The following is a 13,403-nucleotide window of genomic DNA, read 5'->3' as shown; positions in this document are numbered from 1 at the left end:
CCGGGGACGACAGCGCGGGCAGGGCGGGCAGCGCGGGCAGGGACGTCCAGGGACGTGTGGGGACGGACGCGGGAGGGGAACGGCATGGCGGTCGGGGAGCTCGTGCGGGCGGAACTCGCGCGGCACGACTGGGCGTCGCTGCGCTGCGGTTGCGGGGACGACGCGGAGCATCTGCCGCTGATGTTCGAGACGATCCTGGAGGCCGGGACGCCCCGGGACATGATCGGTTACACCCTCGAGGACCATGTCGAATGCAACGGTTCCCTCTTCCCCTGCTCGCCGCCGGCCGTCGCCGTGATCCTGGCCGCGCTCGCCTCAGGACCGTCGCCGCTGGCACGCGGAGTGCTGCTGCAGACGCTCTGGTACATGTCCGGATGCGACGCCCCCTCCGGCGCCTCCGGGACGATCGCGGAGGAGTGCCGGGCCGCCGCCGACCGGGGTTTCTGGGTGCTCGCGCACATCGGGCTCGCCGGCGACGCCGAGGAGGCCGAGAACGTGGCCGAGATCTGCGCGGGCTTCGGCCTCGGCGGAGAGCGGTACGCCGACTACCAACGGCTGTTCCGGGAGCGGGCGGTGGCCAGGACCAAGCGTCGCCACCGGCGGTTCTGACCGTAAGGAGGCGATGCGGGAGGGGCGGGGACGGAAGGGGACGAGGTGGCGTCGCCACGAGGGGCGGGCGCCTCGACGCGCCGTCGCGGTCCCGTGCCGCGTGCGGACGCCGCCGCAGCTCGTAGGCTTGCCGCCACGCGTCACCACGCGCACGCGCGCCCCCAACACCCGCACCCCAGCGGCACCGGCCTCAACCTCCGTACCGCCGACCCCGCCGACGAGGCCCTGCGCGCGGCCGTGGGCACCGTCCTCGACACCTCCTCCCTCCACGAGCGCGCCGCCGAACTCGCCAAGGAATGCGCGGCCCATGACGCCCTCGCCTGCGTCGACGCCCTCGTGCGGGGGCCGACCCGCGCTGACCGGAGCGGGGGCGTCACATCCGGGCGGGCGCCCCGGCTCCCCGGCCGGGAGGGAAGGTGTACATCTCGCCAAGCTGACCAGGGAGTTGGCCGAGACCCGCCGGTGCCGCCCCGGCGGCTTGCTCCAGCGGCGCCGCACCCGCGAGGATCGGCCGCTGAACAACGCGTCGAACGGGGGATCCATGAAGCCTCGCCTGGTCTTCGTCCACGGCATCGGCGGTCCCCGGGACCCCGCGGCCGACCTGGACGAATGGCTGCGGGCCGTCGCCGCGGGCGCCCGCGCCGCGGGGCACTCCGCCCGGATCTCGGCCCTGACCGGCGGCTGGGGCGCCGACGCCCGCTTCGCCTACTACGGCGACCTGTTCCGTACCGCCGGAGCCCAGGGCGGGGCCGCCGGCACCGCCGATGAGCAGGACGACGAGCTGCTCGCGGCGCTGCTCCTCGAAGCCGTCGAGGAACGCCTCGCCGACGCCTCCCTCGACCCGGCGGAGGTCCGCGCCCTGCACGCCGCCCGCACCCGGCTCGCACCGCCCGCCGGCGCCCAGGGCGCCGGCGCGCCCGCCCGGCGCGCGGTCAACGCCGTGACCAGCCTGCTCGCCGTGCCCGGCATGCGCTCCGTCGGCGGCTGGCTCAGCGCCCGCGCCACCGTCGGCATGCTCGGCCAGGTCGCCCGCTACCTCAATCGCGGCGAGACCGACGGCACCACCGGCCTCGACCAGCGGATCCGCGCCCGGGTCGCCGACTGCCTGGACCCCGAAGGCCCCAACATCGTCGTCGCCCACTCGCTCGGCACCGTCGTCGCCCTGGAGACCCTGCACGAACAGGCCGCCGACGTCCCCCTCTTCGTCACCCTCGGCTCACCGCTCGGCATCCGCACCGCCGTCCAGCCCCGGGTCCGCCCGCACCCCCTCGGCACGCCCGGTTCCGTCCGGCGCTGGCTCAACTTCTGGGACCGGGACGACCTCGTGGCCGCCCGCCCGCTCCTGGAGACCTTCGTACGGCCCAACGCCGACGCCGTCGTGCCCGCCAGCCACCGCGTCGACTCCGACGGCCCCTGGGTCCACCCGGCCGCCAAATACCTGGCCCAGCCCGCCGTCGCCGGTCCCCTCGTCGAAGCGCTCACCACCGTCGCGGAGCGATGAGCGCACCGCGGCACGTGCTGGTGATCGGGGCCCAGTGCCCCGAACTCGGCCTGCTCGACGACCTCGAACGAGCCGCCCGCTCCCTGCACGACACCCTCACCACGCCATGGGCCGGCGCCTGCGAGAAGGACCCGGCCCACGGCCCCACCCTCCTCTACGGCCCCGGCCTCACCCAGCAGCGGATCGAGACCGCCGTGCGCCGGGCCGGCCGCACCGCCGCCGAGGCGGGCGCCGTCCTCGTCCTCGCCTTCCTCGGCCACGGCATGGCCGCCGGCACCCAGCTGTACTTCATGGCCGGCGACTCCCGTGCCGAGGACCCGCTCAGCGCCGTCGACGTCGGCTCGCTGCTCGGCGGGCTCCTCGACAGCGCGGGCCTCGACGGACTCGTCGCCCTCGTCGACACCTGCCACGCCGGCAACGCCCTGCCCGACCTGAAGTCCCTCGCCGGCGGCATCCGGCGCGGCGACACCCGCCTCTCGCTGCTCATGGGCGCCGCCGCCGACGAGGAGGCCTACGCCCTCCGCTTCAGCACCACCCTCGTCAAGGTGCTCCACGAAGGAATCCCCGACGCGGGCGAGACCCTGACCGGAGCCGTCGTCGCCCGGGCCGTACGGGAGGACGGCGGCGCCCTCGGCCAGGCCGTCCAGCACGTCGACTACGACGGCGCCCAGTTCGCCGCCGGCCCGCTCTGGCTCGCCCGCAACGCCCGGCACGCCGTCCGCCGCACCGGCTCCCCGCTCGGCCCGGTCGGCCGGGCCGAGCTCGCCCGGGCCCTGCGCCCCCTGCACGCCGACGCGGGCGAGGCCGACGGCGTGAACAGCACAGGCGGTGCCGCTGACGGCGAGATCACCGCGGCCGCCGCCTCCGGCGAGCTCCGCCCCCACGACCTGGAGGCCCTGCGCGAACGCGTCGACACCCTGCCGGCCCCCGAACGCCAATGGGCCCAAGGTGTCCTGGACGCCCTGCGGAACGCCGCCCGGACCGTCGACCTGCTCGACGCCTGGCCCGGCGTCGCCCTCACCACCCCACTGCTGCGCCGCGGCCTCGCCGGCGTCGAGGCCGCCCCGCCCGCCCCGCTCCCCGACTCCACCGGCACGGACCTGCTCCGCGACGCCGTCGAACACCTCCTGCTGCGCGCCCCGCGCGCCGGCCGCAGCCGCACCGAACCGCTCGCCGAGTTCATCGCCCTGCTGGCCCGCGAGACCTCGGTCGACCCGCAGGACCCCGCCCTGCGCGCCTGGGCGAAGGCGACCGGCGCCGTCATCGACCTCAACGACGCCTTCGACCGGCTCGCCGAACGCACCGAGGAGAGGCGGCTCCGGCTCGTCGTCAGCCTCCACGCCGCCGTCGGCGACGAATGGCCCGAATCGCTCGCGGCCTGGCTCCTCGACGGCGGCACCGTCCGCCACCGCGAGGAGTTCCCCTGCCCCACCCAGGACCGCGCCGGCACCGAACGCACCCTCGGCGGAGTGCTCCGCTGGGCCTCCGCACGCGCTCGGTCCCTCGAGACGCCCCTGCGCCGGGTGGAGATCGCCGCGCCCGCCCCCCTGCTCGCCACCTGGCGCCCCGAGGAGACCGACTTCGGCATCCGTCTCGGCACCCGCTACGACGTGGTGCTGCGCTGGAGCGACCGGATCCAGCCACCCGACCACCTGTGGTGGATCAACGACCAGGCCCGCGACATCCTCAAGGCCATCGACCAGGGACCCGGCGCCGACGGCAGCCGCGTCGACTGGCTCGGCGAGGCCGACACCCGCCGCGTCCCCGAGCTGCGCGCCCGGCTGGCCGGCACGCCCCGCACCCGCGCCCTCGCCCTGGCCCACCGGCCCGAGCGGCTCGGAGACCTGATGGAGACCCTGCTCGCCTCCTCGCCCATCGTCCTGTGGCCCGACGACGACCCGGCCCGTCCCGACGCCACAGCCGTGCCCCCACCCGTACGGCGCACCGTGGATACCCACTGGCACCTGCTGCCCGTCGGGTTCTGCCGCGCCTACCGGGAGAAGTGGAGCGCCTGCTCCGCCCCCGACGACCGGCCCCTCGCCCCCGACGGCGGCGGCCTGCACCACCTCGCCCGGCTCCGTACCGTCTGGGACGGACCCGAGTGGCTGGAATTCTGCGCCTGGTTCGATCGAGAACACACGGATCAGGAGCACATCGACGGGGAAGGGTTCCGCCCGGAGCCGTTCCCGACGCACGGGGAGGAACCCGCATGACCTGGCAGCCCTTCTACGCCGGCCACGGCACCCCGCCCGCCGAGCCCGCCGACCGCGTCGCACTCCCCCCGGCCCCGCCGTGGCGGGAGTTCCCGCGCCGCTCCCTGCACCGCCAGTTCGTGCCCCCGACCGGCCTCGTCGAGGCCGTCAACGCCGCACTCGCGCTGCGCCGCCCGCTGCTGGTCACCGGACCCGCCGGCTCCGGCAAGTCCACGGTGATCGAACAGGTCGCCGCCGAACTCGACCTCGGCACCGTGCTGCGCTGGCACATCACCTCCCGCAGCAACCTCGCCGACGCCCTCTACCGTTACGACGCCCTCGGCCGCATCCACGCCCAGCGCCTCCAGGGCCCCACCGGGGGCGACGACATCGCCCCCTTCCTGCGCATGGGCCCCCTCGGCACCGCCCTGCTGCCCGCCGACCGACCCCGCGCCCTGCTCGTCGACGAGATCGACAAGAGCGACCTCGACCTGCCCAGCGACCTCCTCGACGTCCTCGAGCGCGGCGAGTTCGAGATCCCCGAACTCGCCCGCTACGGCACGGACACCGTCGCCGTACGGGAATGGCAGGGCGACCGGCACCACGAGGTGCACCGCGGCCGCGTGCAGTGCACCGAGTTCCCGTTCATCGTCATGACCAGCAACGGCGAACGCGACTTCCCCGCCGCCTTCCTGCGCCGCTGCGTCCGCTTCACCATGCCCCTGCCCAGCCCCGAGACCCTGCTCCGCATCGTCGAGGCCCACATGGGCGCCGGCACGGCCGGCACCCCCGAGGCCGGCCGGCTCGTCACCACCTTCCTGGAACGCCTCAGCGCCGGCGAGAGCCTCGCCGTCGACCAGCTCCTCAACGCCGTCCACCTCCTGTCCGGCACCGACGCCCCCGACGAGGCACGCCGCCAGGCCGTCGAGGACCTCATCCTGCGCGAGCTCTCGCATGCCTGATGCCCTGCCCCGGCTGCTCTCCGCGCTGCGCTCCGCCGCCCCCGAACTGGACGGCACCGCGCTCGCGGAGGCGCTGTGGCTGGCCGCCCACATGGCCGGCCGGGGGACGGGCGCCGGGCCCGGCCCCGTACCCCACCCGCCGGCGACGGAGCCGGACCGGCCCACCCGGGCGCTCCCCGGACCGCCCGCCGACGCCGCCGAGGAAACCGCGAAGGCCCCACCGGCCCCCGCACCCGTGTCCCGGCCGGGCACACCCGAGACCACCGCCCCCGCGTCCCGGCCCCTGCACGAGCGGCTGCCCGGCAGCGCCGTCCCGATCCGCGGCCACGCCGTCGCCGCGCCCCACGCCGCCGGACTGCCCCGCCCCCTCGAACTCACCCGCTCCCTGCGCCCCTGGAAACGGCGCTGGCCGGAAGGCCGCCGCAGCGCCCTCGACATCGACGCCACCGTCGACGGCTACGCCCGCAGCGGCGAACTGATCCCGGTGCTGAAGGCCGCGCCCGAGCGCTGGTTCGACCTGGTCCTCGTCGTCGACCGCTCACCCGGGATGCGGGTCTGGGGCGAGACCGTCGCCGAATTCACCGCCGTCCTCGACCGCCTCGGCGCCTTCCGCACCCTCCAGGTCACCGACCTCACCTTCGACCCGAGCGGCGCGCCCCGCGCCCCCGGACCGCTCCGCTCGGCCGACGGACGCCGGCTCGTCGTCGTGGTCTCCGACTGCATGGCCGACGCCTGGCGCCGCCCCGAGATCTGGCACCTCCTCAGGGACTGGGCCGGCGCCCACCCCACCGCCGTGCTCAACCCGCTGCCCACCAAACTGTGGCGCCGCGGCGGCCTCAACCTGCCCACCACCCGCTTCACCCCGGCCGCCCCGGGCACCCACCGCAGCCGCGTCCCCGTCGTACCACCGGCGCTGCCGGGCCCGCCGACAGAGGGCAGCGGGGGAGCCGGGGCAGGAAGCGGGGCAGGGGCCGGGGGCGACGGCACCTGGCTGCCGATCCCCGTGCTCTCCCTCACCCCGCACTCCCTCGGCCGCTGGTCGCACACCCTGATGCGGGGCGACCCCGAGGGCTGCACCGCCGTCCTCGTCCCGCCCACCGGCCGCACCGCCACCGGCCCCGCCCGGCCGCGCGCCACCCCCCTCCCGCCGGCCGAACTCGCCCGCCGCTTCCTGCGCACCGCCTCGCCCCGCGCGGCCCGGCTCGCCGTGCTCTGCGCCCCCTTCGACCGCCTGAGCCTGCGACTGCTGAACCTCGTCCGCGAGAAGCTGGTGCCGGAGGCGGTGGTGGCGGACGTGGCCGAGGTCGTCACCAGCGGCGTCTTCGAGGTGGTGGAGCGGGACGACCCGGGGTCCGGGCCGGGGGCCGGAGCCGTCGAACTGGTCCTGCCGCCCGACGCCCAGGAAGTCCTGCGCGAACACCTCCCCGCCCACGAGGTGTGGGCCCTCCACCAGGCACTCGACCACCACATCGCCTCCCGCGGCACCGGCCGCACCCGTCTGCCCTCGGTCGCCCACGACGGCGAGGGGCCGCGCGACCTGGCGGCCGAGAAGGAGGCCTTCGCCCGCGCCTCCCGCCGCACGCTGGAGCTCCTCGGACTCGCGGAGCCCCGGCCGGAGGACGAGCCGGACGCCGCGCCGGGGGAGGGGGACACGACGACGGGGACGGCCCTGCCCCCGGCACCGGAGCCGTACGTCGGCCATGCCGCCGAGGCCGACGCACTCGTCCGGCAGCTGAGCGGGGGGACGGTGCCGGCCGCGTGGATCACCGCCGAGGCGGGCGTGCCCGGCGCCGGGCGGACCGCCCTCGCCCTGCACGTGGCCCATCGGGTGCGCGAACACTTCCCCGACGGGGTGTTCTTCGTTCCGCTACGGAGCTCCGGACGCCATCCCGTGGCGCCGGAGGCCGCGCTGCAGCGGCTGCTCGGCGACCTCGGGGCGCCGGAGGACGGGGCGGCCCCGCAGCAGGACCGCCCCGTCCGGGGGGACCTCCGGGAGCGGGTCGCCGTCCACGCCGTCATCCAGGCGCTGGCAGGCCGGCGGGTCCTGCTCGTCCTGGACGACGTGGGCGAGGAGACGCTCTCCGTCGAGCTCACCGAGGAGCTCGCCGACGGCATGCCCGGCGGCTGTGCCGTCCTCCTCACCACCCGGAAGAACCGTGACACGCCACGGGGCCACATCGGGGTGGCACTGCGCCCGCTCACCGGCCGGGACGCCGCGCTTCTGCTCGCCGTCTCCGGCGAAGGCACCGGCGAGCCCGCCGAACACGGCGCCTGGTGGCCGCTCACCCTGCGCATCCTCGGCGGCGCCTTCGGCTCGCGCGACCCCATGGTGGTGCCCAAGGCCGGCCGGTACGCCGCCGAGTGGCGGGACACGGGCCGGGCGGAGAGCCCGGCGAGCGCGGTACGGCTCTGGCTCACCGACCTGGCCCGAGGGCGTGCCACCACCCTCGTCGGCCTGTCGGTCGCGGCCGCCGGGGAGTTCACCCGAGACGAGGCCGCGACCGTGCTGCGGGCGGAGCCCGACCGGGTCGCCGCCGAGCTCGAAAGCCTGGTGGCGGAAGGCCTGTTGGAGCACCCGGGCCCCGGGCGGTACGCCTTCCCCGCGGTCGTCGAGGCCGAGCTGGCCCGGCTCGAGGGCTACGAGGCGCGGCGTGAGGTGGCCCGCGCCCGGATCGGCCCCTTCTACCGGCGGGCCGCGGCGGCCCTGTACCTCGACCGGCAGCCGGACGGCCTGCTGTCCCAGCGCCTCCGGATCAGGGCCGTACGGGCACCCAGGCCCGAGGTGTGGGTTCCGAACGCGCTAGCGTTCGACGGTGTGGACGCGGAGACACTGCTGCTGCTCCATGAGGCCGGGGCGGCGGAGCTCCACCCGGAGCGGTTCGTAGGGGCGGGCACGACCTTCGGCGAGTCGACCGCCCCGGACCCGTCGGACGAAGGTCACGCCGAGGTGCGGGCGGCGCTCGTCAGGGCGCTGGCGGAGTACGTGTCCGGGCGGCCCGCCGTCGCCTGGGAGGCCCTCCGGGACGTGGGTCCCACCCGACTCCAGAGCGATCCCGCCACGTACGGCCTGGCCGCCCTGCTGCTCGCGAGGATCGAGTGGGCCGTCATGCCGGAGGGGCCACGGGCGGCCGCCTCCCGGGCCGAGGAGGCCCTGGCGTACCCCTGGGGCGAAACGGCGCCGGAGACCGGGGACCTCCTGCACCTCCTCGCGGAGGCCCTCACCGCCCTCGGCGAGCACGAGGAAGTGCTCCCGGTGCTCGGCCGGTTGGCCGGCCACTGCCGGGCCCGTGGCCTGCGGGCGGGCGAGGCCCGGGCGCTCGTCCGCACCGCCGCCGCCCTGCTGCGACTCGACCGCCCCGCCGAGGCCGAGGGCACGGCGCGGCGGGCGCTCGACCTCCTGGACCACCTCGACCGGCTCGGCGACGGAGACCCGATCGCCAGGGAGGACGCCGGCCGGCTGCTCCGTACCGCGCGGGGAGAGGCGACGACCGTCATCGCGGTCGGCGCCCCCGGCGACAGGCGGCCGCGGGTGATGGACGACCTGCTCAGGAGGAATCCGCTCGTCGGACCCGGCCGCTTCCGGACCCGGTCGTTCGGAGACTGCCTCCTGCTGCTCGTCGACGGCGACGTGCCGATCGGTCCGCTCCTGCGCGACCTGACCGAGGCGCTGCCGGGGTGGCAATACCCCACCCGTCTGCGGGGCGTGCCACGGCTTGCCGTGCACCGGGGCCCGGTGGGGCTCGACCCGGACGCCGACGTCGCCGTGGAGTACACCCGGACGATGCTGCGCTCGGCGGACTTCGTCCGCGTGGCGGACAACTACCCGGACGACGCCGTGCTGTGTGTCTCCCCGGAGGCGTACGAGGCGATGGCGGGCGAGGACGACGACGGGGCCCTCACCGGTCGCTTCGACCCGCGTGAGGTGCGCAGCCGCTCGGGCGAGGTGGTGTGCGTCATCCTCGTCCCGCGCGTCGACCTCTCCGCGTATGACGCCGAACTCATCGCCCTGGCCAGGGCGTTCAACGAACTGGACTCCGACGGGCGGACCCTCGGGGGGATCCTGCGACGCTGCCTCGATGTCGCCCTCGGCACGTGGCACACCGGGCTGTTCGACGTACAGGAGCTCGGCGCAGACCAGCGGGCGCTCCTGGAAGCCGAGTTCGCGAAGGCGCTGTGCGAGGTCTTCCCCTTCGGACCCGCACCGGCCGGCCGTACGGGCAGCCTGCTGTGGGAGCGCCCGCAGGGAGCGGTGCCGTTCCGGGTGCGGCTCTCCCTCGACCGCCTGGGAAGGACGCCGTTCGAGGCCGAGGCGGAAGGGTCCGCGTGCCTGGCCGTCTTCCCGGAGGACTGGCGGGGGCGGTGGTCGGCCGGTCTCGTGCGGGTCAAGGAAGGCCCCCTGACGCCCGGTTCGGTGCTCTGGCTGCACCGGGACGCGCTGCTGCCCGAGAACGTCCTCCTTCGCCTCGACGCCGAGGACCGCGAGGCCGTGCTCGCCCGGTCCGACGACGTGCAGCGCGTCGCCGAACTGTTCCGCCGGATCCCGTTCCGCGCCGTCTCCGCCGCCGCGCTGCGCCCCCTGGTACGCGAGAGCGCGTGGGAGAAGGAGTGGGTGGTGCGCCTCGCCGGCGCGGAGCTCCGCGAGGACGGGCTGCTGCTCCTGGCGGGCAACGCGCGGGGCCGGGCCATGGCTGAGGCGCTGCGGCAGCCCGTTCCGCGGCCCGGGGAGTACGTGTGCGTGCCGCTCGTCCGGCGACTGCCCGAGCACGGCGACCGGCCGTCGGTCGCCGTGGACGGCGCCGCCTGGGTCGTGGCCCGTGAGGAGGACGAACGCGCGCCGCTGCCGGGCGGCTTCCCGGGCGTGCGCACCCGCTGACGGCCCGGCGCCGGACAGAGGCCGTACGACCGGTAGGAGCGGTGCGAGCGGTACGGGTTCGAGCCCGGCCCGGAACCCGGGCCGTCCGGCGTGGGTGCCTCAGCCGGGCGCGCTGTGTCCGGGTCAGCCGGCGGCGGGTTCCGGCCGGCGGCCGGACCGCAGCCAGGCCCAGCACAGCAGCACCGCCGCCCACGCCCCCGTCGTGAGGATCTGGATACGGCTGGCGGAGTCGCCCAGCATGAAGACGAGGACCCCGCCGATCGAGGCCAGCGCGGCGACAGCACGCGGAGACGGGCCGTGCAGCCGCAGGTGCGAGGCGGCGATCAGCGCCCAGACGAGCAGGATCGCCGCGCCGATGGAGTTGAGCAGGAACGGGAAGACGTGGTGCGGCCACACCAGACTGAGCACCACCGAGACGAACCCGAAGGCGGCCGACGCCAGGACGGCCGCGTAGGGGACACCGGTACGGCGCAGCCTGCCCAGGACGCGGGGCGCGTCCCCCCGCCCGACGAGCGCGTACAGCATGCGCGAGGAGCCGTAGATGTTGGCGTTCATCGCCGAGAGCAGCGCCACCAGCACCACCGCCCGCATCAGATCGGCCGCGCCCGCCACTCCGATCCGCTCCATGACGGCGGCGTACGGGCCCTCGACCACGCCCGGGGCGTGCCACGGCACCAGGGTGACGATCACCGCGACGGAGCCCAGGTAGAAGACCGAGACCCGCCAGAGCACCGCCCGGACACCGGCCCGCACCGCGCGGACCGGGTCGCCGCACTCGGCCGCCGCGATGGTCACCGTCTCCAGACCACCGAACGCGAACACCGCCGCCACCACCCCGACGGCCACCCCGTGCCAGCCGTGCGGCAGGAAGCCGCCCTCGCCCGTCAGGTACGCCGCTCCGGGCGAGGGGGCACCCGGCACCAGCCCGGCGACGACGGCCGCGCCGAGCGCCAGGAACCCGCAGATCGCGGCGATCTTGAGGCCCGCGAACCAGAACTCCAGCTCGCCGAAGTGCCGCACCCCGACGAGATTGCTCGCGGTGAACACCGCCATGAACAGCGCCACCCACGCCCACGCGGGCAGCCCCGGCACCCAGCCGGTCATGATCCGCGCCGCCGCGATCGCCTCCGCCGCCACGCTCACCACCAGCAGCGCCCAGTACATCCAGCCGGCGAGCAGCCCCGCCCACGGACCGAACGCCCGCCGCGCGTGCTCCGCGAAGGACCCCGTCACCGGACGGGCCGCCGACATCTCGCCGAGCATCCGCATCACCAGCCAGGTGAGGATCCCCGCGAGCGCGTACGACACGAGTATCCCGGGCCCCGCGGCGGCGATGCCGACCCCGGAGCCGACGAAGAGCCCCGCACCGATGGCGCCACCCAGCGCGATCATGGCCAGATGCCGCTGCCGCAGACCGGCAGCCAGAACCCGCCCTGTCATGATTCCCCCCGAAAATCCGACGAACAGCGAAGGATCATGGCCGACAACCGCCCCACGAACAAGCCGCTTCCGGCCACTGGGACGTCCCCGGTCATCGCACCCCGCCCCGCCGCCCCTCCCGCCCGCCTCCGAAATACCTCCCCCTATAGGGCGGTTGGTCGGTGAGACGCCCTGTCCCCGTCGCTCCGGTCGCCCTCCCGCTCCCGGTGATCGCTTGGTAGCCTCCGTGCGTGCTTCACGCGCGTCGTCGTCCCCGGGCCGGCCGCGGCGGGCCCCTGTGATGGTGCGTCAGGTGATGCGCCGGGCCGCCACGGCCACCGGGCGACCCCCGAGCAAGGCTCCCGCCCCCTCTTCGGAAGGGCGCCTGCGGGCGGTGGTGGCGGCCTACGCGATCTCCTCCTACGGCAACTGCCTCAACCTCATCGCCCTGAGCCTTTTCGTCTACGCGGTCACCGGCAGCGGCCTCGGCCTCGGGCTGCTGATGGCCCTGCGGCTGTTCGCCGGTCTGCTGGCCGGACTCGGCGCGGGTGCGCTGGCCGCCCGGATCGGCCGCAGACGCATGATGATCACGGCGGACCTGTGCCAGGCCGCCGCCATGGCCACCCTCGTCGTCCTCGGCCGCTCGGTCCCCCTGTGGCTGCTCGCCGGCGTGGTGAGCGTCCTCGGCGCCGGCACCACCTTCTTCAACGTGGCCCTGCGCAGCGCGATCCCGGTGATCGTGGGCGCCGAGGCCCGGGTGCGGGCCAACGGCCGTCTCGTGACGGCGCGTTCCCTCGCCACCGTGGCCGGCTTCGCCTCCGCCGCACCCGTCGTCGGCTTCGCCGGCCACGGTGCCGCCTTCGCCCTGAACGGGGCCAGCTTCCTGGTGTCGGCCGCGGTGATGCTCCGCCTCCGCCTACGGACCGAGGAGACGGGCGACGCGAGGGAAACGGGGGCGGGGGAGGGCGCGCGGGAACCCGGGGACGAGGCGGCCGAGGCGGCCGCATCGGGCAAGGCGGCGGGAGGCGACGGCGGGGCGGAAAGCGGAGCCGGTGGCGGCCGGACGGGGAGCGGCGAGAGGCGGGCCGCGGCGGCGGGGACGGCCGGGGAGCCGGAGCCCGCGACCCTGCTGCGGGTGATGACCGCGGTGCCGGCCCTGCTGCTCGGCATGGTCGTGCTCCGTGGCATCGACGCCCTGGCCTCCTCCTCGCACAACGTCGCCCTGCCCCTCGTCGCCGAACTCCGCACGCCCGGCAACCCCGCCCTCTTCATGACCCAGTTCTGGGCGTCCTGGGCGGCCGGCACCCTCATCGCCCACCAGATCCTGAAACGCCGCCAGGCCGCCGTCGCCGAAGGACACGGCGGCACCCTGGCCTTCGCCGTCGGGACCTGCGCCATGTCCGTGTGCTTCGTCCTGGCCTTCACCGGCCCCGCGCCCCTCCTGCTGACCGTGGTCGCCGGGCTCGCGGGCGTCGCCGACGGGGTCACGGAGATCCTCTGCACCTCGCGGCTCCAGGCGGCGCCGGACCGGGAGCGCAGCCGCCTCTTCGGCTTGTCCGCGACGGCGGAGACCTGCGGATTCACCCTCGGCACGGTCGCCGCCGCGGCCGCCCTGGAGGTGTGGTCGCCCCTCGCGGTCGTGGGCCTCTTCCACGGCCTGGCCTGCTGCGGAGCGCTGATCCTGCTGATCGCCGCCCGCACCGCCCACCGCCCGGCCGGCCGCCCACACGACCGAGCCAGACGCCCGACCTGAGCGCAGGCGCGACTCGAGCCGAGGCACGACCTGTCTCGCACGGCCCGTCGCCCGCGCGCGACTCGCAGCACGACCCGCCGCCCGACCCGACGCT

General features: G+C 75.9%; 7 protein-coding genes. 6 read left to right on the top strand and 1 reads right to left on the bottom strand.

Translation table 11 applies throughout. The annotated features are described in order from the left end of the window. Positions 1-84 precede the first annotated feature (84 nt). The 5 genes from ACFY7C_RS04115 to ACFY7C_RS04095 all read left to right on the top strand — a co-directional run bounded on the left by ACFY7C_RS04115 (position 85) and on the right by ACFY7C_RS04095 (position 10,137). Complete coding sequence (locus tag ACFY7C_RS04115; protein ID WP_389643384.1) at positions 85-609, top strand: hypothetical protein; 525 nt, start codon at positions 85-87, stop codon at positions 607-609. A 541-nt stretch (positions 610-1,150) separates the two neighbouring features. Further along, entirely contained in the window at positions 1,151-2,110 is a 960-nt protein-coding gene (locus ACFY7C_RS04110; RefSeq protein ID WP_389643381.1) for an alpha/beta hydrolase, read from the top strand. Continuing rightward, positions 2,107-4,323: a hypothetical protein gene (locus ACFY7C_RS04105; protein ID WP_389643378.1), complete on the top strand. Its 2,217-nt coding sequence runs from the start codon at positions 2,107-2,109 to the stop codon at positions 4,321-4,323. The genes ACFY7C_RS04110 and ACFY7C_RS04105 overlap by 4 nt, the downstream gene beginning before the upstream one ends. After that, positions 4,320-5,264, top strand: coding sequence for an AAA family ATPase (locus tag ACFY7C_RS04100; protein WP_389643375.1), 945 nt, complete (start codon positions 4,320-4,322; stop codon positions 5,262-5,264). Before ACFY7C_RS04105 ends, ACFY7C_RS04100 begins: the two co-directional genes overlap by 4 nt. Continuing rightward, entirely contained in the window at positions 5,257-10,137 is a 4,881-nt protein-coding gene (locus ACFY7C_RS04095; protein WP_389643372.1) for a NaeI family type II restriction endonuclease, read from the top strand. The genes ACFY7C_RS04100 and ACFY7C_RS04095 overlap by 8 nt, the downstream gene beginning before the upstream one ends. 123 nt (positions 10,138-10,260) lie before the next feature. Here the strand turns inward: ACFY7C_RS04095 and ACFY7C_RS04090 are convergent, their stop codons facing one another. Continuing rightward, the gene (locus ACFY7C_RS04090) at positions 10,261-11,577 is read right to left on the bottom strand and encodes an amino acid permease (RefSeq protein WP_389643369.1); all 1,317 of its coding nucleotides are present in this window, start codon (positions 11,575-11,577) and stop codon (positions 10,261-10,263) included. Between the two features lie 295 nt (positions 11,578-11,872). Here ACFY7C_RS04090 and ACFY7C_RS04085 point away from each other — a divergent pair, with 295 nt between their 5' ends. Beyond that, positions 11,873-13,309: an MFS transporter gene (locus tag ACFY7C_RS04085; protein WP_389643366.1), complete on the top strand. Its 1,437-nt coding sequence runs from the start codon at positions 11,873-11,875 to the stop codon at positions 13,307-13,309. Positions 13,310-13,403 lie beyond the last annotated feature (94 nt).

Origin of the sequence: Streptomyces sp. NPDC012769 (genome assembly GCF_042901205.1) — a bacterium.
Lineage (GTDB): Bacteria > Actinomycetota > Actinomycetes > Streptomycetales > Streptomycetaceae > Streptomyces.
This window is presented reverse-complemented; position numbering and strand designations above follow the sequence as displayed.

Excerpts from the sequence above, each read along its gene's own strand:
- ACFY7C_RS04105 (WP_389643378.1), top strand. The coding sequence starts at position 2,107 with ATGAGCGCACCGCGGCACGTGCTGGTGATCGGGGCCCAGTGCCCCGAA.
- ACFY7C_RS04095 (WP_389643372.1), top strand. The coding sequence starts at position 5,257 with ATGCCTGATGCCCTGCCCCGGCTGCTCTCCGCGCTGCGCTCCGCCGCC.
- ACFY7C_RS04100 (WP_389643375.1), top strand. The coding sequence starts at position 4,320 with ATGACCTGGCAGCCCTTCTACGCCGGCCACGGCACCCCGCCCGCCGAG.
- ACFY7C_RS04110 (WP_389643381.1), top strand. The coding sequence starts at position 1,151 with ATGAAGCCTCGCCTGGTCTTCGTCCACGGCATCGGCGGTCCCCGGGAC.
- ACFY7C_RS04090 (WP_389643369.1), bottom strand. The coding sequence starts at position 11,577 with ATGACAGGGCGGGTTCTGGCTGCCGGTCTGCGGCAGCGGCATCTGGCC.
- ACFY7C_RS04085 (WP_389643366.1), top strand. The coding sequence starts at position 11,873 with ATGCGCCGGGCCGCCACGGCCACCGGGCGACCCCCGAGCAAGGCTCCC.
- ACFY7C_RS04115 (WP_389643384.1), top strand. The coding sequence starts at position 85 with ATGGCGGTCGGGGAGCTCGTGCGGGCGGAACTCGCGCGGCACGACTGG.